The sequence below is a fragment of the Frankia sp. Cppng1_Ct_nod genome (assembly GCF_920656135.1).
In the GTDB taxonomy this organism is placed as follows: domain Bacteria; phylum Actinomycetota; class Actinomycetes; order Frankiales; family Frankiaceae; genus Protofrankia; species Protofrankia meridionalis.
In genome coordinates this window covers 1-24,080 of the sequence record NZ_CAKKTK010000070.1, presented here as the reverse complement: position 1 = coordinate 24,080, position 24,080 = coordinate 1, and the positions used below count along the sequence as shown (strand labels likewise).

The 24,080-nt window shown below is 67.5% G+C and carries 16 protein-coding genes; 15 read left to right on the top strand and 1 reads right to left on the bottom strand.

Features of this window, described 5'->3' with window-relative positions; genetic code table 11:
* Nucleotides 1–229: 229 nt before the first annotated feature.
* The 6 genes from NBW77_RS17500 (at nucleotide 230) to NBW77_RS17480 (ending at nucleotide 2,920) form a co-directional block, all read left to right on the top strand.
* Entirely contained in the window at nucleotides 230–442 is a 213-nt protein-coding gene (locus NBW77_RS17500) for a phosphopantetheine-binding protein (protein WP_131747129.1), read from the top strand.
* Entirely contained in the window at nucleotides 411–656 is a 246-nt protein-coding gene (locus NBW77_RS17495; RefSeq protein WP_284346944.1) for an ATP-binding protein, read from the top strand. Before NBW77_RS17500 ends, NBW77_RS17495 begins: the two co-directional genes overlap by 32 nt.
* A 51-nt stretch (nucleotides 657–707) precedes the next feature.
* Nucleotides 708–818: a putative leader peptide gene (locus NBW77_RS22535; RefSeq protein WP_349817036.1), complete on the top strand. Its 111-nt coding sequence runs from the start codon at nucleotides 708–710 to the stop codon at nucleotides 816–818.
* A gap of 351 nt (nucleotides 819–1,169) precedes the next feature.
* Nucleotides 1,170–1,946 carry an SDR family NAD(P)-dependent oxidoreductase gene (locus tag NBW77_RS17490; protein WP_131747128.1) on the top strand — a complete coding sequence of 259 codons (777 nt, stop codon included), beginning with the start codon at nucleotides 1,170–1,172 and terminating at the stop codon, nucleotides 1,944–1,946.
* A 26-nt stretch (nucleotides 1,947–1,972) separates the two neighbouring features.
* Nucleotides 1,973–2,407, top strand: a complete 435-nt coding sequence (locus NBW77_RS17485) for an ester cyclase (RefSeq protein ID WP_242605880.1) — start codon at nucleotides 1,973–1,975, stop codon at nucleotides 2,405–2,407.
* Between the two features lie 39 nt (nucleotides 2,408–2,446).
* On the top strand, nucleotides 2,447–2,920 hold the full coding sequence (locus NBW77_RS17480) for a nuclear transport factor 2 family protein (protein WP_165486140.1): 474 nt from the start codon (nucleotides 2,447–2,449) through the stop codon (nucleotides 2,918–2,920).
* Between the two features lies 1 nt (nucleotide 2,921).
* On the opposite strand, the gene NBW77_RS17475 is transcribed toward NBW77_RS17480, so the two are convergent.
* A complete protein-coding gene (locus NBW77_RS17475) occupies nucleotides 2,922–3,683 on the bottom strand; it encodes a TetR/AcrR family transcriptional regulator (RefSeq protein WP_502799497.1) in 762 nt (253 codons plus the stop codon).
* 171 nt (nucleotides 3,684–3,854) lie between these two features.
* On the opposite strand from NBW77_RS17475, the gene NBW77_RS17470 reads away from it, so the two are divergent.
* The 9 genes from NBW77_RS17470 to NBW77_RS17435 form a co-directional block, all read left to right on the top strand.
* A complete protein-coding gene (locus tag NBW77_RS17470) occupies nucleotides 3,855–5,303 on the top strand; it encodes an MFS transporter (protein ID WP_207387073.1) in 1,449 nt (482 codons plus the stop codon).
* Nucleotides 5,304–5,629: 326 nt separating this feature from the next.
* Nucleotides 5,630–5,818 carry a putative leader peptide gene (locus NBW77_RS22530; RefSeq protein ID WP_349817035.1) on the top strand — a complete coding sequence of 63 codons (189 nt, stop codon included), beginning with the start codon at nucleotides 5,630–5,632 and terminating at the stop codon, nucleotides 5,816–5,818.
* 257 nt (nucleotides 5,819–6,075) lie between these two features.
* Nucleotides 6,076–7,725, top strand: a complete 1,650-nt coding sequence (locus tag NBW77_RS17465) for an ABC transporter substrate-binding protein (protein ID WP_131747125.1) — start codon at nucleotides 6,076–6,078, stop codon at nucleotides 7,723–7,725.
* A 137-nt stretch (nucleotides 7,726–7,862) separates the two neighbouring features.
* Nucleotides 7,863–8,753: an ABC transporter permease gene (locus NBW77_RS17460; protein ID WP_131747135.1), complete on the top strand. Its 891-nt coding sequence runs from the start codon at nucleotides 7,863–7,865 to the stop codon at nucleotides 8,751–8,753.
* Nucleotides 8,750–9,622 (top strand): ABC transporter permease, encoded by an 873-nt coding sequence (locus NBW77_RS17455; RefSeq protein WP_131747124.1) that lies wholly within the window; start codon nucleotides 8,750–8,752, stop codon nucleotides 9,620–9,622. Before NBW77_RS17460 ends, NBW77_RS17455 begins: the two co-directional genes overlap by 4 nt.
* Nucleotides 9,619–11,628, top strand: a complete 2,010-nt coding sequence (locus tag NBW77_RS17450; RefSeq protein ID WP_131747123.1) for a dipeptide ABC transporter ATP-binding protein — start codon at nucleotides 9,619–9,621, stop codon at nucleotides 11,626–11,628. The genes NBW77_RS17455 and NBW77_RS17450 overlap by 4 nt, the downstream gene beginning before the upstream one ends.
* Complete coding sequence (locus NBW77_RS17445) at nucleotides 11,532–13,106, top strand: helix-turn-helix transcriptional regulator (RefSeq protein ID WP_131747122.1); 1,575 nt, start codon at nucleotides 11,532–11,534, stop codon at nucleotides 13,104–13,106. Before NBW77_RS17450 ends, NBW77_RS17445 begins: the two co-directional genes overlap by 97 nt.
* Nucleotides 13,107–13,524: 418 nt before the next feature.
* The gene (locus tag NBW77_RS17440) at nucleotides 13,525–23,370 is read left to right on the top strand and encodes a type I polyketide synthase (protein WP_250280024.1); all 9,846 of its coding nucleotides are present in this window, start codon (nucleotides 13,525–13,527) and stop codon (nucleotides 23,368–23,370) included.
* The coding region (locus tag NBW77_RS17435; protein ID WP_250280023.1) for a beta-ketoacyl synthase N-terminal-like domain-containing protein at nucleotides 23,367–24,080 on the top strand (714 nt) is incomplete at its 3' end. The genes NBW77_RS17440 and NBW77_RS17435, both read left to right, overlap by 4 nt.

Below are 24,080 nucleotides of genomic sequence, written 5' to 3'. Positions count from 1 at the left end.
ATCCGCGACACCGCCTGGCGAGAGGACGCCTGCCGAGCCCACGTTGGAAACGGCCCACGAAACCTCGCGATTCTCCGCAACCTTGCCCTCGGACTTCTTCGTCTCCACGGTGCCACAAAGATCAAGGCGACTCTCGAATATATCGCCGGTGACCGCAACAGAGCACTCCAGTTCCTTGCAACCCAGAGTAGTTGACCGCTACGCTAGGCGACCTTCGCGCAGCCCTGGGGTGAAGCGGGTCGGCCGGGGAGATCACTTCTTCGAGCTCGGCGGGCATTCGCTGTTGGCGGTGTCCCTCGTCGAGCGGATGCGACAGGTGGGTCTGCATGCGGATGTGCGCGCGTTGTTCATCACACCGACGCTGGCCGCCTTCGCAGCGACGACAGGGGAGCTGTCCCAGGCGAACGACCTTGACGACGACATCGCAGAGATCAGACTGTGACGCCTGTCGAGGTAGGGGCGCGCCAGCCGCTCCAATCGCCTCCCACTGGCCCTTCGAGCAGTGGGAGCACGTCCTGCCCGAGCACACCACCGCCGTCAGCATCCTCGACCGGCTCCTGCAGCATGCCGCCGTCGTCGCGGTCCGCTTCCGCGTCATCATGAAGATCGAACAGAAACCGGAGGAGACGAAGTCCACTTCACCGGTGAACAATTGACAGTTCGTAGCACAGGCAATACCGTGATGCTCGACAAAGTGAGAGTCGACGATGAGCGGGGCACGGGTGCCTGAGGTGACAGTACGACCGACCTGCTGCCGGCCGTACCTACGACGCCACATCGACCTGCTTCGTGTCAGCAGCGCACTCTGTACGGTCTGACTAATACGATTGACATACCTGGCGGTCGGGTGCCGAACATTTCAGCACGTCGACATCGCTTGTCGTAGGTCCGGCGTCTTCTCCGGGATCTCGAAGGCTCCACCCCCCGGCCCGCTTCCGTCCTGTTCGCCATGATTCTCCGCGCACCTCACCCCACGGCGCACGACGGAACATCGAGCAGCGATAGATCATGGAAGAAACCTCTGGTCATCGCTTTTCGCCCTGCTTGAAATGCTGGCCCCCGCCTGGGCATGGTCACGGCACTCGAAGGGACCCAGGGGGTGTCAGTCATCAGTAGTTCCGCCGTTCCCGACCGATCGGCGGATGGATGTCAACCGGCAGGGAGGCAGTATGGTCACTCCGGTGGTGGTTGTTACCGGTGCCGCATCCGGGATCGGACGGGCGTGTGTGGAACTGTTCGCCGAGCGGGGATTCAAGGTCGTCGCCGTCGACCTGGCCGAGGATGGGCTGGCCGGACTGTCCGCCACAGCAGGAGTTGTGACGCTTACCGGCGACGTGGCCGACGAAACAACCAGCACGGCGATGGTACGACTGGCCGTCGACCACTTCGGCCGGCTGGACGCGGCCGTACTCAACGCCGGGATCGGCGGGACACCTCCGCTGGAGGCGGACGGCGCCATTGAACGATTCGACCGGATACTCGCCGTCAACGTTCGTGGAGTGGCACTGGGAATACGCGCCGCGGTACCGGCCCTGCGTGCCGCCGGCGGCGGTGCGATCGTCGTGACCACCTCCATCGCCGGCCTGCAGGGGGAACCGGGTAACTGGGCCTACAACGCGTCCAAGGCAGCGGCGATCAACCTGGTGCGCGCCACCGCGCTCGATTACGCCGTCGAGGGAATCAGAATCAATGCCCTCGCGCCCGGCGGCACGGTGACCGGGATGACCGCCGGCGCCCTCGCGAACCCGGGATTCGCCGCGAACGTGACCAGACGAATCCCGATGCAACGCTGGGCCAGCCCGCGGGAGCAGGCAGAGGTCGTCTGGTTCCTGGCCTCCCCGGCCGCCTCGTACATCACCGGTACGACAGTTCCCTGCGACGGCGGCCTCAACGCGAACACCGGGGTGTTGCTCCCGCCCTCCTACCCCGGCGAACCACCACGATGACGTTCTCTGCACCCAAGGAGTCGTTGATGAGCACAGGCACGATCAAGACGGAGACAAACAAGGCTGTGGCACGGCGTCTGTATGAGGAAGTCGTCAACAACGGGCGGCTGGAACTCCTGGACGACCTCATTGCCTCGGATGCCGACGACGAAACCCGGGCCCGCTCAGGCTGGTCAACGGGCCGCGACGGCTTCCAGCAACACGTTGTCTGGCTGCGAGAGGCCGTAGGAGATCTTAAGACGACTGTCACGGACCTGGTTGCGGAAGATGACCGGGTGGTTGTTTTCTGGCGGATCGAGGGTATCCACAAGGGCGAGGTCTTCGGTGTTCCGGCGACCGGCAGGCCGATTGACAGTACCAGCATCAGCTGGATCACTTTTCACGACGGCCGGATCATCAGCTACAACGTTCTTCCGGACCGCCTCACCATTCTGCGGCAAATCGGCGGTGTCCCGGACTGACCCGACCGCATCCATCCGTTTTCACTCCGGAGAAGCATCGTGGCCCTGGAACTGTCCGCTTCTGACATCGCTGAGATCCGCCAGGCACTGGCCTTGTTCGCCCATGTCGTCGACAACAAGGAGGTGGATGCTCTCGGCCTGGTGTTCACCGACGATGTCGTGATCGAGATCGGAACGGGAAAGGGCACATCCCTCCGCGGCATCGACACGTTCCGCGACTATGTACTGCAACTGCCGGTGGACGCCGCGGACCACCAGACCGTCGACACGGCAATTCTAGTGGACGCCGACGGTGCCGTCCGTGCGCGCAGTCGCTACATCGCCATTCGGGCCGACGGATCGATCACCAACGGCGATTACCTCGACATTCTCACCCGTACCCCGCAGGGATGGCGGATCAGCTACCGCCGGACCGTTCCCCGATATCCCCGAGAAGATGGTAGTCCAGCACCGACGGCGCTCGTCGAGAAGTGGCGCCCGAGGCCTGACTCACTTCTCGTGACAGCACCCTGATTCAAAGCTCTCGCGCCCGGGGGTCGCCGGCCGGCCCGTTGTTGAGAGTCGCTGAGGCTCCCAGCGCCCTGGTCAGGTCGAGCAACTCGGCATGGTAGAGCTTGGCGGGGTTCAGTACCTGAGGTCGCAGGTGACCGTAGACCTCCAGAGCGATCAGGCCATGCAGACGGCCCCAGATGCGCAACGAGAGGGCAACCGCGGACGGTGGCAACTCGGGGAACCGCTCGCGGACCATGGAGAGGAAGCCGGGCTCGAAGTCGGACCACTGATAGTCATCGGCAGCCCAGCCGAGATCGGCTCGTGGCCAGGCTACGGCGACGATTTTGAGCAGCACCCCACAGGCCTGGCGCTCCGCGAACGATGCCGCTCCGCCCTGTGGGACCTGATAACCGGGGATCGGGTCGCCGTAGACGAGCTGGAACTCCCCGGGATTGTTGATCGCCCACTGCCGGTAGGCCAGACCGACAGCCAGCAACTGGCCCCCGGGGTCCTCCGCGGGCCGGGTGGTACGCGCCGCATCCAGCACTTCCGCGAGGATGCTGTAGACATCAGCGATCAACGCGGTGATCAGATCGTCTCGGGTGTCGTAGTAGCTGTAGAGGGCACCCGCGGTCATCCCCATCTCGCGGGCGATCGCACGCAGCGAGAGAGTAGCCGCCCCGCCCGCGGCCATGTGCTTGAGCGCGATTGTCTTGATCTCCTGAACGGTCTCCGCCCGGAGGCGGTCTCGCCGGCGCGGCGTCGGGTCCTCCACAGCCGACACTCTACAGCGCTGATCTACTGTACTGTGTGCTAACTTTGAACGGCGTGTAGGATACGAACACTGCGTAGATGAGGCGTCTCGGCCTTGCCTCAACCAACGCACGTCCCACCGGCCACGCCCGTGGCCGGTGACAACTCCGCGAAGGAAGAGCCGAATCCCGTGGACGCTTCCGTGACCCGACCGCAGGAGCGGTCCGGGCTCAAACTCGCGCTGCTGGCGTTCGCCCAGTTCGTCGTCGCCATCGACTACAACATCGTCTACGTTGCTCTGCCCGACATCGGCCGTGAGCTCGGGTTCACCGCCCAGTCGCTGCAATGGGTGGTCAGCGCCTATGCCGTGACCTTCGGCGGGTTCCTGCTGCTCGGCGGCCGGGCCGCCGACAGGCTCGGGCAGCGGCGCATGTTCATGCTCGCGCTCGGGCTCTACGCCGTCTCGTCCCTGGGAGGAGGCCTCGCGGACGAACCGTGGATGCTGCTGACCGCCCGTGCGGTTCAGGGCCTGGGTGGCGCACTCCTCTTCCCCACGATCCTGTCATTGATCAACACAAGCTATGCGGAAGGGCCGGAACGCAATCGGGCGCTGACGGTCTGGGGTGTTGCCGCAAGCGGTGGTCTGGCTGCTGGAGCGCTCCTCGGCGGCCTGCTCACCAACGGCTTCGGGTGGAAAGCGGTGTTCCTGGTCAACGTCCCACTCGCGCTGGGCGCGGCGATCGTCGCGCCACGCCTGCTCGCCGCGGACGCACCACGCGAGCGCGGGCAGGGTGGCTTCGACCTGCCGGGCGCGGTGGTCGCCACCGCGGGCATCTGTCTGGTGGTGTTCGGTCTGGCCAGCGGACCGGAGGCCGGCTGGTCCTCCGGCCGGGTCATCGGGTCCCTGCTCGGCGGCCTGGCGTTCGTGGGCGCCTTCATCCTCCTCGAGCGGAACACCCCCGACCCGCTCGCGCCGCCGCGGCTTCTCGGCAACCGCAGTCTGGCCGTCGCCATGATTGTGATCCTGCTTCTGGTGGGGACGCTCGGCGGAGAGTACTACCTCTACACCACCTATCTACAGGGCGTCCTCGGTTACAGCCCACTGGCCGCCGGCCTGGCCTTCCTGCCCCTGACCCTGATCTCCATGGTCGGCGGGAAGATCTCTCTGACTCTGCTCAACCGACAGGGCATCCGCCCCACGGTCAGCATCGGAATGCTCGGCACGGGGATCGGGCTGGGCGCGCTCGCCACGGGCATGTCCCCGCACGGCTCGTTTATCGCGGTGCTACCAGGCCTCATCATCTGGGGCCTCGGTGCCGGTATCGCCTTCAGCGCGCTCTTTGTGGCCGCAGCGTCCGGCGTCTCCCCAGATGAGCAGGGAGTCGCCTCCGCCCTAGCCTCTACATCCCAGCAGCTCGGCAGCGCCGTAGGCCTGGCCGTGATCGTCGCGGTTGCCCGCGCCGGCCTGAACGGGCATACGGATGCGCCGTCCACGGTCGTCGACGGACTGCGTACAGGCGGGTGGGCCGCGGCAGCGGCAGCGGCAGCGGGTGCCATTGTCGCGCTCGCGCTCAAGCACCAACCTGTTGCGGCACCTGCGGAAACCGCCGCATCCCCGGAGGGAACCGACAGCGTCGCCGCCTACTCCTGAGCTGTTTCCAGAAGCCCGGTTCTGTTCTGCCGGAACACGATCGCCGGGAGCTGTGCGAGTCGTTGAGTGGTGGCCAGCCAAAGAGCTCAGTGTTCCCCCCGGATAGTCACGAAGCGACTATCCGGGGGGAACAGCCATCGATGAACGGCGAGACCACGTCAGGAGCATTCTTGACCAGACCCCTATCGGTCGAACCTCTGTCGGCCGCCCACAATGCATGATCCATCGGACCCGCTGGCGATGACGCAGGCACGATAGACCTCGACGTGAAGCAGATCACATCTGGATAAGTTCCCCCAGGCATTACAAATAGCTAATATGACCACATGGGATCCGATCAGAGCCGCCCGAAGCGACCGGGGTCGGGTCGGGTGCCGTGGCTCGAAGCGGACTTTGCCGAATTCGACCGTGTCCACAACATGCGAGCAGCCGGGATCATCAAGTCGGTGATCGATCGGATTCTCACCTCGCGGCGACACATCGATCTTCTTCGGGTATCAAGCGCGGCCTGTTAGTCCTGGACGCCCGATAGATTTCCGGGCAGCGCGACAGGGTCGCCGCCCGTCCAACTCTCCGCGACACCAGCGGAGCCATGACCCATTCACCCTATCTGTTGAACTGCCAGACGATAAGGGTGGGTAGGGGCCCGCCGCAGTGGGGATCTGTTTCAGATGTTCTCTACCCGTGCCGATGAAACCGACACGGGTATTTTCGCGCGACCCCCAGATGTTTCCTTCCTCCCGGCTCCTCCCAAAGCATTCGGAGTATTCGCATGCGCTTTGTCAGACCCGCACAGGTGGTGACCGGAGCGGCAGTCGCCGCGACGCTCTTTATCGCCGCCTGCGGCTCAGCCGGTGAATCAACCACAGAAAGCTCCGGCAAACCGGTACCGGGAGGATCGCTGACCTATTCGATCGACACTGAACCGACCTGCTTCGACATCCATGTCAGCCAACAAGATATCACCGCGGCGATCCAGCGCAACGTCTTCGACTCACTCATCGCGGAGGACGACTCCGGCAAGTTCCACCCGTGGCTGGCCACATCCTGGGAAACCGCCCCGGACCTGAAGAGCTACACCTTCCACCTGCAGCAGGGGGTCACGTTCACCGACGGCAGCGCCTTCAACGCCGAAGCGGTCAAGGTCAACTTTGACCATATCGTCGCAAAGACGACCAAATCGCAGTACGCGGCGAGTCTCCTCGGCCCCTACACCGGCACCGAGGTCGTGGACGAGTACACCGTAAAGGTCGGCTTCTCCCGGCCGTTCGCCCCGTTCCTACAGGCGGCCAGCACCGCCTATCTCGGCTTCTACTCTCCCAGGACGCTGACAGCCAATGCTGACAAGCTGTGCGGGGGCGGCCCGGTCGCCGTCGGCACCGGGCCGTTCACCTTTACCAGCTACACGAAGGGCCAGAGCATCGTCCTGACGAAGAACACCGCCTACAACTGGGCCCCGGCCACCAGCAGGCATTCCGGCCCCGCCTACCTCGACACGCTCACCATCCGCATCCTCAAGGAAAATACAGCCCGCGTCGGCTCGCTGACCAGCGGGCAGATCGACCTGGCCGGCGGGATTCCACCAGCGAACGTGAAGACCGTCGAGGCAGACCCGAATCTGCAGATAGTGCGCGAGGACGCCGCGGGCGCACCCTACAGCGTCTATCTGAACACGTCCCTGGAACCGTTCACCGACGAGCGTGTACGCATCGCATTCCAGCGCGGGGTGAACATCGACCAGGACGTCAAAACCGTCTACTTCGGTCAGTACAAGCGCTCCTGGAGCCCCCTCACAGCGGTGACGCCGTCCTATGACGCCACGCTGGAAAACAGCTGGCCCTATGACCCGACCAGGTCCAATCAGCTGCTCGACGAGGCCGGCTGGACCGGCCGTGACGCCGAAGGATATCGCACCCGGGACGGCAAGCGGCTCACCGTCGTCTGGCCGACGGTGCCGGCGTTCGTGCGGGAACAGCGCGACATCCTGGGCCAGGCGATCCAGGACGATCTCAAGAAGATTGGCATCGAACTCACCCGTCCGGCCGTTGACATCGGTACCTACATCGAACAGGCCTATGGCGGAAAGTTCCAGGTTTTGGACTTCAGCTGGGGTCGATTCGAGCCGGACGTGCTGCGGCTGTTCTTCAACTCCAGCAGCACCCTGGCGACCGGAGGCCAGAACGCGTCGCTCCTGAACGACCCCGAGGTGGACAGGTGGACCAGCACCGGGGCGGCCACCCTGGACCAGGCGACCCGCAACGACGTCTACGCGAAGACGCAGCATGCGGTAATCAACAAGGCTGTCGTGATCCCGCTTTACACGCCGAGCTCCATCATCGGGGCCGCGAAATACGTCAAGGACGTCACCTTCGACGCGAACGCCTGGCCGCTGTTCTATGACGCCTGGCGTGACAAGAAGTGACGCTGTCCCGGGATCCTGGAAACCATCTGCGTCCACCACTGTTCGGCGGGAGGACCCTGACACGGAGACGTACTCCGGTACGGGGGCGGGCCCTGCTCCGAAGTGCCGCCAAGCGGTTCGCCGCCGGGGCAACGGTGATGCTCGGTTCCGCCACGCTGGCGTTCACCGCACTCCAGCTCGTCCCCGGCGATCCGGTGGCGGTTCTGCTGGGGCCGACGACGTCGGCATCACCGCAGGTCCGGGCGCAGATCAGGACCGAATACGGGTTCGACCGACCCGTCCCGGTACGGTTTGCGCATTATCTCGGCGACCTCGTACGCGGTGACCTGGGTACCTCCTACCAGCTTCAGCAACCGGTCACGAAACTGATCAACGACCAGCTCTGGCCCACGGTCCAGCTCGTGGCGGCGGCGGTCGCTCTCGCCGTCGTCATCGCGGTGGTGTCCGCGATGACGACGGCTGGACGCCGGCCGTCGCTACGGGCCGCAGCCACGGTGTGGGAGTTGGTGGCGCTGTCCACCCCGCCGTTCTGGCTGGGGATCATGCTGCTGACCGTGTTCTCGTTCCGACTGCGGATCTTCCCGGTGGCCGGCGCGCAGAGCGTGTCCTCGCTCGTGTTACCCGCGGTCACACTCGCGCTGTCGGTGGCCGGAGTGCTGGCGCAGGTGCTGCGCGAAGGGCTCGAGGCCGCCCTGGCCCAGCCGTTCGTCGTCACCGCCCGCGCCCGCGGCCTGAGCCGGACCGCGGTCAGGGTGCGCCACGCCTTCCGGCATGCGGCAGCGCCCGTGCTCACGCTGACCGGTTGGCTGACCGGAACACTGCTCGGCGGCGCGGTGCTGATCGAGACGGTCTTCGCCCGCCCCGGTATCGGGTCGCTGACCCTGCAGGCGGTAACCAGCCGGGATCTGCCTGTCGTGATGGGGGTCGTTCTGCTGTCGGCCTTCGCCGTCGTCCTCATCTTCACCGTGGTGGACCTGCTGCACCTGGCCATCGACCCGAGACTGCGAACGGCGGCGGCAGCCATATGACGACCGTCGACGCGGTATTCCCGGCAGGAGTCGGCGGACCATCCCGTACCCGGCTGCGCCGGATCGGCCGTCCGACCGTTGTGGTCGCGGCCGCGGTGCTCGTACTGGTCGCCTTCATGGTGGTCGCCCCGGGGCTGTTCACCGACGCCTCACCAACCGACACCGATCCGGTGAACGCGCTCGCGGGCCCGGGTGCTTCGCACTGGTTCGGTACCGATCAGCTCGGCCGTGACGTGTTCACCCGGGTCCTCTACGGTGCACGCTCCTCGCTGCTGCTCGGCCTCGGGGCGATCGCACTGGCTGTGTGCGGGGGCACGGTGCTGGGCCTCGCGTGCGCCCTCGGCGGGCGGGTCACCGATCAGGTCCTCATAAGGCTGACGGATGTGCTGATCGCGCTGCCCCCGGTACTCCTTGCTCTGCTGGTGATCGCCGTGCTCGGCTCGGGCACGACCAACACCGTGATCGCGATCGCAACAGCACTCATCCCTCTGTACGGACGGCTTGTCCGTACAGAGGCGATGGTGGTACGGCGCTCGGGATACGTCGAGGCCGCCGTGGGCCTCGGCCTGCGGCGGGGAGTGCTGGTAGCACGCCATGTCCTTCCGAACGCGCTCGGTCCGGTGCTGGTACTGGCCACGGTCGGCTTCGGCACGGCGCTCATCTACGCGTCCGCGTTGAGCTTTCTCGGCCTCGGCACGAGGCCACCGACCCCGGAGTGGGGCCTGATGCTGTCGGAAGGTCGCGACTTCCTCCAGACTTCCTGGTGGATCAGTGTGTTTCCCGGAGCCGCGATCACCGTCACCGTCATCGCCGTCAATGTCGTTGGCCGGTACGCTCAGTCGCAGCTCGCCGGGAGGACTGCCCGATGAGCGCCCCCGACGCCCCCGACACTCCGATGCTCGTCGTCGACGGCCTCGATGTGACGTTCCAGGTGGGCTCGGAACGCATCCGAGCGGTTCGTGGCGTGTCGTTCACCCTCGCCCGGGGCGAATGCCTCGCGATCGTGGGCGAGTCCGGATCCGGTAAGAGCGTCACCGCCCGGACCCTGATCGGTCTGACCGGCGGCCGGTCGACGGTCAGTGCACGCCAACTGTCATTCGACGGCGAGGATCTGACCGCGCTGACCGGGCCGCAGTGGCAGGCGATACGAGGCCGTCGGATCGGACTGGTGCTCCAGGACGCGCTGGTCTCGCTCGACCCGCTGCGGACAGTGGGTGCGGAGGTCGCCGAGCCGCTGCGCATCCACCGGATCGTCAATCGGGCTGAGGTGGGCGAACGGGTCATGTCAAAGCTGGCGGACGTGGGCGTTCCCGACCCGCAGTGGCGCGCGCGCCAGTATCCGCATCAGCTTTCCGGTGGCCTGCGCCAGCGGGCGCTGATCGCGTCCGCGATCGCCGCAGGCCCGGAGCTGCTGCTGGCCGACGAACCCACGACCGCCCTGGATGTCACCGTCGCGGCGCAGGTCCTCAACCTCCTGCGGCAACTCAAGCACGGTGGCATGTCACTCCTGCTCATCAGCCACGACCTCGCCGTCATGGCCGGTCTCGCCGACCGGATCGCGGTCATGTACAGCGGATTGATCGTCGAGCAGGGGCCGGCAGAGCGTGTGCTAGGCAACCCGCGGCACCCGTACACCCGCGCGCTGCTTGCCGCCGTGCCCGCGATGCACGCCAAGGGAACCTGGCTGTCGGTATCCGTACCCGACCAGCCCCCCGCCGGCCCGGGCGGTTGCCCGTACGCGGCGCGCTGCCGGCTCGCCGACCAGCGGTGCCGTGATGAACTGCCGACACCCGCGAAGATCGAAGCAACCCATGACGCGCTGTGCTGGCACCCCGTGGCGGAGCCGGCGGAAACCCCGGAACGCCTGTCGATCGCGCAGGCGCCGGAGCCGGCCGCGCCTGGCGACATCCTCATTGAGGTCGAGGGCGTCTCCAAACGGTTCCGCTCCCCTGACGGAACCTGGCATGAAGCTGTCCGGGACGTGTCGTTCCAGCTCCGGGTAGGGGAGGCCCTCGGCGTGGTCGGCGAGTCCGGCTCGGGCAAGACCACGGTGGCCCGCATCGTGCTGGGCCTGCTCGAACCGGACGAAGGCACGGTCCGCTTCGCCGGTCAGCCGTGGAATGCGGCGAAGGACCGGAAGGCGATGGCGGACGGAACCAGGGCGGCGAACAGGTCGGGCCGCAGGATCCGCGAGCGTGACCGCAGGCGGCACCGCCGGCGGATCCAGGCCATCTACCAGGATCCACTGGGCTCGTTCGACCCGCGTTACACCGTCGAACGTATCGTCGGCGAAGCAGTGATCGACATACGTCGCGGGCGGGACCGGCGGGCACGGGTCGTCGAGCTCCTTGACCAGGTGGGGCTGCCCGCGAACCTCCTCCGTCGGCGGCCCTTGGAGTTGTCGGGGGGACAACGTCAGCGGGTGGCGATCGCACGGGCACTCGCACCGTCACCTGATGTGATCGTCTGCGACGAACCGGTGTCCGCGCTCGACGTCTCGATCCAGGCCCAGATACTCGATCTACTCACCGTCCTGCAACGCGACCTCGGTGTGGCGCTGCTGTTCATCTCCCATGACCTCGGAGTGATCCACCATGTCAGCGACCGGCTCCTCGTGATGAAGGACGGCCGCGTCGTCGAGACTGGAGACCTCAGCCAGGTGTTTTCACAGCCGGTCCATGCATACACGCAGAAACTACTCGCCGCGATCCCCCGACCCGACAAGACCGACGAACCCGTCCACCGGGCGTCCGTGCGGTGGGAAAGAGCAGGCAATCTATGCGCAACGCCGAGCGGTCCGCAGGTGCCGACGTCGCCACCGGGAAGCGATATCGGAAATTTGATCACACGCTCATCGAACGTGATGAGGAATTAGCACGACTTGAGCAGCTCTTCGATGACAGCCTGCGATCGGAAGGATCGATCGCTGTCGTCAGCGGAGCCGTCGCAAGCGGGAAGACCGAACTGTTGAACGCGTTCACCGGAAAGGTGAACGCGGCCGGTGCCACGGTGCTGGACGCGGCCGGGTCGCACGCCGAGCACGATCAGCCGTTGGGGGTCCTGAGCCAGCTTTTCCGAAGCCCGCCGTTGCCCCCCACGGACCACGAGCACATGGCGCGGCTGTTTCCCGGAGGCATGCTCATCCGAGGCCCGGATGCGGTGCTCACCGCGTCCGGGCAGCTGCCGACCAGGATGATCCAGGATCTGTGGGCCGTGCTCGACGCGCTGTCGCAGCGGGTCCCGGTTGTCATCAGTATCGACGATATCCAGTTCGGGGACGGGGCCTCATTACGGTGCCTGCTGTACTTCGGCAGCCAATTGAGATCGTCACGCGTGCTCATGGTCGTCACCGAGTCCACCAGTCACGCAGGTATGGACGCGTCGCAGGCCGCCTGGCACACCGATCTTCTACGCCAGCCGCACTGTCACCGGATCCGGCTGGCGCCGCTGTCGCGTGAGGGTGTCGCCGAACTGCTCAGCGCACAGTTCGGTCGCCCCGCCAGCACGCTTCCGGCCGCGCGGTGGCACGAAATCAGCGGTGGGAATCCGCTCCTGCTCCAAGCCCTGATCGAGGATTACCATGACTCGACGGACGGCTCCCCCGCACGGCTCGTGGAATCTCTCGCCGGTACGGCGTTCGGTAGGGCGGTCCTCACCTGCCTCCACCGTGGCGACCCCGGGCTGCTCCGGATCGCCCGTGGCCTCGCGATCCTCGACGGATCCGGTTCACGGTCCCTGTTGCGCCGTCTCATCGACGCGGACGAGCCCTCGACCGACCGGTTTCTCGAGGTGTTGAACAACACCGGTCTGCTGGATGCCGGTCGTTTCCGCCATCCTGCAGCCCGTTCAGCGGTTCTCGCTGAAATCTCCCCGGATGACCGTTCGCGGATGCACCGGCGCGCCGCCCGCCTTCTGCACGGTGACGGAGGATCGTCCGAAAAGGTCGCGTTGCACCTCGTAGCCGCACGCCATGCGGGGGAAGCATGTGCCCGCCAGGTACTGCGGGAGGCGGCCGAGCAGGCACTCCAGCAGGACAGGCTGCCATTCGCCGCCGAGTGCCTCAGACTGGCGTCCCCGGCCTGCACCGATGACGAGGAACGCGCCGCGGTCGCGCTCCTGCGAGCACGGGTCGAATCAGCCTCCGGCGACCGCAGCACACTCACCGCGGCCGAACGACAGGCCGCGGCACTGGCTGCGTCGGGACACACCAACCGTCAGATCGCACAAAAGCTCCACATCACGGTAAGCACCGTCGAACAGCATCTCACCCGCGCCTACCGTAAACTCCATGTCAACGGTCGCGCCGACCTCCAGCGCTCTTTCAGCCAGACCATTCGCCAAGATTACGGATAACAGGTCGATCAGCCATCCTGTTCGCCTGGGGATCATGTCCAGTAGGTGATGACATCATGACCATGAATGGCGACGAGGCCAGCCGGCCATGTGAGCGACATCACTTCAAGACCGCCGGACAACGCTTGTCCAATATTTCTCCGCTCTACCTTCCATGTACATAAGCCTATCCTGAAGATCGCCTTATATCGGCAGCAGAAAACAGTGACACATAGGGGTCGGATAGGGGTCGGATAGGGGTTTTCACAGGGATTCCCCGCAGTAATTATTAGGGCAGCACAGGTGAAGTTCACTCCCGTGGCGCCGTGCACGATGGCCCTCGCCGGGCCACTCGGGAAACTCGCGGACTCCCCCAGCCACATCGGCGACGAGCTCGGGACATTTTTCGCTTTTTCGTCAGGCAGGAAAGGGCCATAATATGAGCGACGAACCGACCGTCCCCGGATCGGAAACCGGGTGGGCCGACGGGGTCGCCGTCATCGGGCTGTCATGCCGCTTGCCGGGGGCACCGACGCCGGAAAGCTTCTGGAAACTCCTTGCGGACGGCCGGTGCGCCGTCACTGAAACACCCACCGATCGCCGGTCGTCCGACACCGACGCCCACCGGGGAGGCTTCCTCGATCACATCGACCGGTTCGACCCGGCCTTCTTCGGGATTTCACCCCGCGAAGCGGTGGACATGGATCCGCAGCAGCGGCTGGTCCTGGAACTCGGGTGGGAGGCCGTCGAAGACGCGGGAATCATTCCCGCGAGCCTCGCCGGAGTTCGTGCCGGTGTCTTTATCGGTGCCATCGCGAGCGACTACGCGACGCTGTTCTACCAGCGGGGTGACCAGGCGATCACACGTCATACCCTGACAGGGCTCAACCGGGGCATCATCGCGAACCGGGTGTCCTACACGTTCGGTCTGCGCGGACCCAGCCTGACGGTGGACACGGCGCAGTCGTCCGCACTGGTAGCCGTTCACCTGGCCTACGAGAGCGTGCGGAAGGGAGAGTCCGTTCTCGCGCTGGCCGGTGGCGTGAACCTGAACATAATTCCCGAAAGCACCGTCACGGCCGCACGGTTCGGTGGGCTGTCGCCGGACGGCCGCTCCTACACGTTCGACGCCCGTGCCAACGGCTACGTGCGCGGTGAGGGTGGCGGCGTAGTCGTACTCAAGCCGCTGGTGCGGGCTCTCGCCGACGGCGACAATATCTACTGCGTAATCCGCGGCGGCGCCGTCAACAACGACGGTGCCACCGACAGCCTCACCATCCCGAACCCGAAGGCTCAGGAAGAGGTCCTGCGGCTGGCCGTCGAGCAGGCCGGCGTGGACGTCCGTGACATCCAGTACGTGGAACTTCACGGCACCGGGACGAAGATCGGCGACCCTGTCGAGGCCACCGCGCTCGGCACGGCGCTCGGCACGGCCAGACCCCCCGGACACCCCCTGCTGGTGGGTTCGGCCAAGACGAACGTGGGCCATCTGGAGGGAGCTTCCGGAATCGTCGGCCTTCTCAAGGCGGCGCTTAGCATCAGACATCGGGAGATTCCACCGAGCCTGAACTTCGAGACACCGAATCCCGAGATCCGCTTCGACGAGATCAACCTTCGGGTCCAGCGAAATCTGACTCACTGGCCGCGACCGGACAGACCGCTCATCGCCGGAGTCAGTTCCTTCGGGGTGGGGGGAACCAACTGCCATCTCGTCGTCTCGGAGCCGCCCGTTTCCGATCAAGTGACCGGGAACTCCGAAATCCCCGGAAACACGATCGCGGTTGACACGCCGGTGGTCCCATGGGTGATATCGGCGAAAAACGAAGGCGGGCTGCACGCCCAGGCCGATGCACTGCACGAGGTCGTCGCCACCCGGACGGATCTCGACCCGACGGACGTGGGATTTTCGCTGGCAACGACCCGGACATCGTTCACCCACCGGGCAACGTTCATCGGTGGTGACCGCCAGGAATTCCTGGACGGGCTGGCGGCGCTGGGCCGTGGGGACCCGGCGCCGGGCCTGGTGACAGGAGTCGCGCGAGGTACGGGAAAAACGGTTTTCATCTTTCCCGGCCAGGGCTCGCAATGGAACGGGATGGCCCTGGCCCTCCTCGGCGAATCCCCCGTTTTCGCTGAAAACATCCGTGCCTGCGCCGAAGCCCTGGCGCCGCATGTCGAATGGTCGCTGGATGACGTGCTTCACGGCCGACCGGACGCACCGTCCCTGGAGCGCGTCGACGTCATCCAACCCGTGCTGTTCGCGGTGATGGTTTCCCTCGCCCGACTGTGGAATTCCTTCGGCGTTCACCCGGACGCGGTCATCGGCCATTCCCAGGGCGAAATCGCCGCCGCTCACATCGCGGGTGCCTTCTCCCTGGACACCGCCGCCGCGATCGTGGCGCTACGGAGCCGGGCCCTGGCCGAACTCGCCGATTCCGGTGGGATGGCTTCCATTCCCCTGCCCGCGGCCGACGTGCGCTCCCGCCTCATCCGCTGGGCGGGCCGGCTGAGCATCGCCGCGGTCAACGGACCCGCATCCACCGTTGTATCCGGTGACCCGGGCGCACTGGACGAACTGCTCACCGGATACCGGGCCGACGGCATCGACGTCCGCACCATCCCCGTCAACTACGCCTCCCACTGCGCGCAGGTTGAAACCATCCGGGAACAGCTGCTGCACGTATTGTCCGGTATCACGCCCCGTACCTCGGACATCGCGTTCTACTCCACCGTCACCGGCGGCCTGGTGGACACAGCCACGCTCACCGCCAACTACTGGTACCGCAACCTCCGGCAGACGGTCCAACTCGACCGGGCGGTCCGCGGCGCGCTCGCGGACGGGCACCGATCATTCATCGAGACCAGCCCCCACCCGGTCCTGACCGTGGGAATCCGCCAGACCGTCGATGACGCGGACCTTGACGGCATCGGCGACACAGGTGGCACCGGCGGCCGGAGTGACGTCGTCGCCGTCGGTACCCTGCGCCGCGACGACGGTGGAACGCGGCGGTTCCTCACCTCGCTCGCGGAGATCCACACCCACGGGGTCGCCGTGCGCTGGTCGGCCGCGTTCAGACCGGATGCCCGACGGACACCGCTTCCCACCTATCCCTTCCAACGTGAGCGGTTCTGGATCGGCACCTCGGCCGCCGACAGCCCACCGGGGGCGGGCAGGATCCCGCAGCCTCGCCCGGAATCGACGGCCCACGCCGGCCCACGGTCGGCGGAGGAGGCCCGTGCGGAGCACCGCGGCGGCACTCTGGACAACGCATCGCCAGCCCAGCGCTCCCTGGCCCAGCGCCTGGCCGGGCTCCCCGCGGACGAACGGGAAGCCACCCTGCTCGACATCGTGCGCACCCACGTGGCCATCGTCCTGGGACATACCGCACCAACCGCGGTCCGCGCGGAATGGACGTTCAAGGACCTCGGGCTCGATTCACTCGGCGCGGTGGAATTCCGTGATCGGCTGTCCGCCGCCACCGGGCTGCGGCTGCCTGCGACTCTCACCTTCGACCACCCCACGCCCTCCGCCGTCGCGCATCACCTGAAGGCCGCCCTGTCGGGTACTGCGGACACCTCCGCCGTCGAGACGGTGATCACGACCGCGAGCGACGAACCGGTCGCGGTCGTGGCGATGAGCGGCCGGTGGCCGGGAGATGCGGACTCACCTGACCAGCTGTGGCAACTGGTGCTCTCCGGCACCGATGCCATCGGGGGGCTCCCCACGAACCGCGGCTGGGACCTCGACGGGATCTACGATCCCGAACCGGGCCGGCCGGGCAGGTCATACGCACGTGAAGGCGGGTTCCTCCACGACGCCGACCAGTTCGACGCGGCCTTCTTCGGCATCAACCCCCGCGAGGCGACGGCGATGGATCCCCAGCAACGATTGCTGCTCGAGACGTCATGGGAGGCCGTCGAGCGGGCCGGTATCGACCCGGCATCCCTGAAGGGCAGCCGAACCGGGGTGTTCGTCGGCGCGATGCAGCAGGAGTATGGTCCCCGCCTGCACGAGGCGTCCGACGGCGTCGAAGGCTATCTCCTGACCGGCAGTACCAACAGTGTCGCCTCGGGCCGGATCGCCTACAGTCTGGGACTGGAAGGACCAGCGATCACCGTCGACACCGCATGCTCCTCGTCCCTGGTGGCCATCCATCTGGCCGGCCAGGCGTTGCGACGGGGGGAATGCACGCTGGCCCTGGCCGGCGGAGCCACGGTGATGGCCACCCCGGGCATGTTCACCGAGTTCAGCCGGCAACGCGGGCTGGCCCCCGACGGCCGGTGCAAGCCGTTCGCCGCCGCGGCCGACGGCACCGCCTGGTCCGAGGGCGTGGGAATCGTCCTGCTGGAACGGCTCTCGGACGCCCGGCGCCTCGGCCACCCGGTACTCGCCGTGATCCGCGGCAGCGCCGTCAACCAGGACGGCGCCAGCAACGGTCTCACCGCGCCGAGCGGCCCGTCCCAGCAGCGGGTCATCCAGCAGGCCCTCGCGAACGCCGGCCTCACCCCCGCCGACGTCGACGCGGTCGAAGCCCACGGCACCGGCACCGCCCTCGGTGACCCCATCGAAGCCCAGGCTCTGCTGGCCGCCTACGGCCGCGACCGGCCCGATGACCGGCCGCTGTGGCTCGGCTCGATCAAATCGAACATCGGCCATGCCCAGGCCGCCGCGGGCGTCACCGGCGTCATCAAGATGATCCAGGCGGTCCGGCACGGCCTGCTACCGCGGACCCTGCACGTCGACCGGCCCACCCCCCACGTCGACTGGACACCCGACACCGTCCGTCTGCTCACCGAGACGACCCCCTGGCCCGAAACCGACCACCCCCGCCGCGCGGCCGTCTCCGCCTTCGGCATCAGCGGCACCAACGCCCATCTCATCCTCGAACAGGCATCACCGGGCGACCCCGACGATGATGTCCCCGACAACTCGGATGGTGTCGACCGTGCGGCGGTGGCCGGAACATCCGCGTCCGCACCGGTGCCCTGGGTTCTGTCCGCGAGGAGCGACAAGGCGCTGCGGGCCCAGGCCGCACGGTTGCACGACTTCGTCGCCGCCCGGTCCGGCACTGCTCCGGTGGATGTCGGATTCTCCCTGGCCACCACCCGGTCCGCCCTCGACCACCGGGCGGTGCTGGTCGGCGGCGACCGGGCGCAGTTCCTGACCGCTCTGGCGGCACTGAGCCATGGCGAACAGGCCCCCAACCTCGTGCAGGGTGTCGCCGGTGATCCCGGGAGGACCGTGTTCGTCTTCCCCGGCCAGGGCTCACAGTGGGCCGGGATGGCCGCGGAGCTGCTGGATTCCTCCCCGGTTTTCGCCGAGCAGATGACCGCGTGCGCGGCCGCGTTGACACCGTTCGTGGACTGGTCCCTGATGGACGTGCTGCGCGCTCACCCCGACGCTCCCACGCTGGAGCGTGTCGATGTCGTGCAACCCGTCCTGTTCGCGGTCATGGTCTCGCTCGCCCGGCTCTGGCAGTCCCTGGGCGTCCATCCTGACGCCGTCATAGGCCATTCCCAGGGTGAAATCGCCGCCGCCCACATCGCCGGCGCTCTCACCCTAAACGACGCCGCCAAGATCGCCGCGCTGCGCAGCCAGGCGATCACGGCACTGGCCGGCCGGGGTGGCATGGTGTCCGTTCCCCTTCCCGCAACCAATGTGGAAAGTGACCTCGCGCGATGGGTTGACCGCGTCAGCATCGCCGCGGTCAACGGACCCCACTCCACCGTCATCTCCGGCGACCCGGACGCTCTCGACGAAATCCTGGCCGACTACGAAACCCGGAACGTCACTGCCCGGAAGATACCGGTCGACTACGCTTCCCACTCCGCCCAGGTCGAAAGCATCCGGGACAAGGTGCTCGACGTGCTGTCGGATATCGTTCCCCGTCCCGCCGGCATCACCTTCTACTCCACGGTCACCGGCGCGCCGCTGGACACCAGCAAACTCACCGCCGACTACTGGTACCGCAATCTACGACAGACCGTCCGCCTCGACCCTGCCGTCCGCGCCGCCGTCGGCGACGGACACCGGGCATTCGTCGAAACCAGCCCCCATCCGGTTCTCACCGTCGGCATCCAGCAGACTCTCGACGACGCTCCGGCCGGGGACAGCGCCGCGACAGCCGTCACCGGCACCCTGCGCCGCGGTGAAGGCGGATGGCAGCGCCTGTTGCTGTCCCTGGCCCACCTGCACGTCCACGACGTCAGGCCCGACTGGACCGCCGTGTTCGGCCCCGCCGCCCGCCGCACGGACCTGCCCACCTATGCCTTCCAGCGCCGCCGCCACTGGCTGACCGCCCCCGCCACGGGCGACGTCACCACCGCCGGTCTTGACCCCGCCAGCCATCCGCTGCTTGCCGCGGCCATCCCCCTGGCCGACGGCGACGCCGTTCTGTTCACCGGGCAGCTGTCCCTGTCGACCCACCCCTGGCTTGCCGACCACGCCGTCTCGGGCACCGTCGTGCTCCCCGGCACCGCGTTCGTCGATCTCGCGCTGCACGCCGCCGGGCAGGCCGGATGCGATGAGATCGCCGAGCTCACGCTCGAAACCCCACTGATCCTGCCCGGGCACGGCGGCATCCGGCTTCAGCTGATCATCGGAGCCGTGGATGACTCCGGCCGGCGGACGGTGAGCATCCATTCGCGCCCCGCCGACGCATTCACCGGTCCGGACCAATCCGGACCGCTGGCGGAGGGCCGGTGGACGCGGCATGTGAGCGGCGTCCTGACCAGCGCGGCGGGGAGCACGTCGGTGTTCATGCCGGCACCCGATGAGCTGGCCGGGGCCTGGCCGCCGGTAGGCGCGGCCGCGGTGGACGTGGCAGACCTGTACCAACGTCTGGCCGCCCGGGGCTACGACTACGGGCCGGTCTTCCAGGGGCTTCAGGCCGCCTGGCGACGCGGGGACGAGGTGTTCGCCGAGGTGCGTCTGCCGTCCGAGCAGCAGGCCGACGCCGGCCGGTTCGGGGTGCATCCGGCGCTGCTGGACGCCGCGCTGCACGCGGCGCTGGATCTCCTGCCTGCCGGCGGGGCCGACGAGGAGCACCTCGCCGCAGACCGCGCGGCCCCGGGTGTCCGTCTCCCCTTCGTCTTCAGCGGCGTATCCCTGTCCGCGATGGGCGCCGGCGCGCTGCGGGTCCATGCCCGGCCGACCAGCCGGGACCGGGTGAGCCTGCGGGTCGCCGACCTCACCGGGGCGCCCGTGGCCGCCGTCGACTCCCTGGTGTTGCGGGCGGCCTCGCCGGATCACCTCACCGCGATCTCCGGCGAGTCGTTGTTCGAGCTGACCTGGCCGGCGCTGCCCGTGCCCCGCGAGATCCCACCGCCAGGTCGGTGGACCGTGCTGGGCGTCGACGACCTGGCTCTCGCCGCGCTCCCGGTGCCGATGCGTCCCGCGGTCGAGGTCCGCCCGGACCTGGAGTCACTCTCCGCGGCCATGGCCGCGGGAGGTCCGGCACCGGACCTCGTGCTCCTCCCGTACCCGCCTCCCGGAGCCTCCGGACACGCAGAAGACCACGATCGCATACCCCTTGGCCCGGTCCCGGTCGGCGGCTGCGGCGCCGGTGTGGAAGATGTCCACGCGACCACCGGGCATGCGTTGGCTGTCCTGCAGACCTGGGTGGCCGACGATCGGTACGCCACCTCACGGCTGGTCGTGATCACCCGCGAGGCGGTCGCCACCCGCCCCGGAGAGGATGTCGGTGACCTGGCCGCATCCGGTATCTGGGGCCTCGTCCGCGCGGCGCAGTCCGAACATCCCGACCGCGTCGTCCTGCTCGACGTCGACCACCACCCGGACTCCCTGAACGCGCTCCCGGCTGCGCTGGCCACCGGCGAAGGGCAGATCGCCCTGCGGGACGGGGAGATCCGTGTCCCCCGGCTCGCCCGGCACGGCGGCCGGAACAGCACGGCCCTCCACGACACACTGGTCCCGCCCCCGCACGCCCCGGCCTGGCGGTTGGACGTCACCGCCCCCGGCACCCTGGACAATCTCGCTCTGGTGTCCCACCCCGAAGCCGGACAGCCGCTGGCTCCCGGCCAGGTCCGTATCGCAACACGCGCGGCCGGGGTGAACTTTCGCGACGTGCTCATCGCTCTGGGCGTCTACCCGGGGGAGGCCCGCATCGGCGCCGAAGGCGCCGGGGTGATCGTGGAAGTCAGCCCGGGCGTCACCGGTTTCGCCCCCGGCGACCAGGTCATGGGCCTGCTTCCCGGCACGCTGGGCTCAGCGGCGGTCGTCGACCACCGTCTGCTGGTCCACATCCCCACCGGATGGTCCTTCACCCAGGCCGCCACCACTCCGGTCGCCTTCCTCACCGCCTACCACGCCCTCGCCGACCTCGCCCGGCTCCGGCCCGGCGAAACGGTCCTCATCCACGCCGCCACCGGCGGGGTCGGTATGGCCGCGGTCCAGCTCGCCCGGCACTGGGGTGTCGAGGTCTACGGCACCGCAAGTCCCGGCAAGTGGAACGTCGCGCGGGCCCAGGGACTCGACGAGGAGCACATCGCCTCCTCACGCACCCTCGACTTCGCCGGGAAGTTCCACGCCGCCACCGGCGGGGTCGACGTCGTCCTCAACGCCCTCGCGCATGAGTTCACCGACGCCTCCCTGCGGTTGCTGCGTCCCGGTGGCCGTTTCATCGAGATGGGGAAGACCGACATCCGCCGTCCGGACGACGTGGCGGCCGACCATCCCACCGTCACCTACCGGGCATTCGACCTGCTGCGCGACGTGGCGCCCGAACGCATCGGGCAGATCCTCGCCGAGCTGGTGGCGTTGTTCGACCAGGGTGCGCTGCGCCCGCTACCCGTGACCGCGTGGGACATCCGGTCCGCACCGCACGCCCTGCGCCACCTCAGCCAGGCCCGGCACACCGGCAAGCTCGCCCTCACCCTGCCCACCCCGCTCAACCCCGATGGCACGGTGTTGATCACCGGTGGGACCGGCACACTGGGACGACTCGCCGCCCGTCGACTGGTCACCCACCACGGAGCGCGGCATCTGCTGGTGGTCAGCCGGCGGGGCGGTACCGCCGACGGTGCCGCGGAGCTCGCGGCCGAGCTCACCGCCCTCGGCTCCCAAGTCACCATCACGGACTGTGATGTCGCCGACCGCGACGCGGTGGCCGCGCTGCTCGCCGCCATCCCCGACCGGCATCCGCTGACCGCTGTCGTCCACACCGCGGGTGCGCTGGATGACGCCACCCTGACCGCCCTGACCCCGCACCAACTCGACGCCGTGCTACGCCCCAAAGTTGACGCCGCCTGGAACCTGCACGATCTGACCCGCCATCTCGATGTGGCCGCTTTCGTCCTGTATTCCTCCGTCGCGGGTATCCTCGGTAACGCCGGCCAGGCGAACTACGCCGCCGCCAACACCTTTCTCGACGCTCTGGCCCACCGTCGGCGTGCGCACGGCCTGCCCGCGACATCACTGGCGTGGGGTTACTGGGCCCAGGCCAGCGGCATGACCAGCCATCTCCGGGACGCCGACGTGACCCGGATGGGCCGTGCGGGCCTCCTCCCCCTGGCGGCCGAAGATGCCCTGGCGCTTTTCGACACCGCGCTGACCAGCCCGTACCCGGCCCTCATACCGGCCCGGATCGACACGACGGGAATCGGGCGCCAAGGCGGTACGGAGAACATTCCGCAGATCCTACGCGGCCTCGTCCGCATCCCCGTCCAACGTGTCACGGAAACCGCCGAACCTGAGAAACGCCCCCTTGCAGTGCGGCTGTCCGGGCAACCGGAAAGGGAGCAGAACCGTCAGATCCTCGACCTCATCCGGACCACCGCCACAACGGTCCTCGGACATTCCGATTCGGACACTTTCGAGGTCGACCGCGGGTTCCTCTCCTCCGGCTTCGATTCCCTCACCGCGGTGGAGTTCCGTAATCGGCTGGGCACGGTGACCGGCCTGCGCCTACCCACCACTCTCCTTTTCGACCATCCCACTCCGGCCGTGCTCACCACTTACCTGCGCGCCCAGCTCGTCCCCGATCCCGTGGCTTCCGCGACACCGCTGTCCACGGAAATAGACAGGCTGCGGACGGCCATGTCGACGGCTGCGGTGGACGACAACGAGCACACCGAGATCGCGACCCGCGTCCAGGAACTCCTGCGTACGTGGAACAGCATTCGTACCACCTCGCACACACGCGGTCCCACAAGCTCCGTCCCCGGTGAGGAACTCCGGGACGACCTCGGTTCGGCAACGGACGAGGAGCTTTTCGCCGCACTCGACGACGAGTTGGGAATCCGCAGGGAGAGCGAGACCTCATGACGAACGAGCAGAAACTGCGCGACTACCTCCGGCGGGCGACAGCTGATCTGCGTGCCATCAGGCAACGTCTGCACGACGTGGAATCAGCCGCGCGGGAACCCATCGCGATAATCGGTATGGGCGGCCGGTTCCCGGGCGGCGCGCGGTCCGGTGAGGATCTGTGGCAACTGGTGATCGAAGGACGTGACGTCGTCAGCGGCCTGCCCGCCGACCGCGGCTGGGATGTCGATCGCCTCTATCACCCCGACCCCGAGCGGATCGGCGCTTTCTATGTGCGTGGGGGTGGTTTCCTCCACGACGCGGCCGAATTCGACGCCGCCTTCTTCGGGATGTCCCCGCGCGAAGCGCTCGCCACCGATCCACAGCAACGGCTGCTGCTGGAAACGGCATGGGAGGCGTTCGAACATGCCGGCATCAACCCGGCGGAGCTGCGCGGCAGCAACACCGGTGTTTTCGCCGGAGTCATCGCCCAGGAATACGCCCCCGCCCTCGAGCGGAAGGTGACCCGGGACGTTGAAGGTTATGTCCTGACCGGCAGCACCACAAGTGTCGCCTCCGGCCGCGTCGCCTACACTCTCGGTCTGGAAGGACCGGCGATAACCGTCGACACCGCGTGTTCCTCGTCCCTGGTAGCCGTCCATCTGGCCGCCCAGGCACTCCGCGCCGACGAATGCAGCCTGGCGCTGGCCGGTGGGGTGACCGTCATGGCC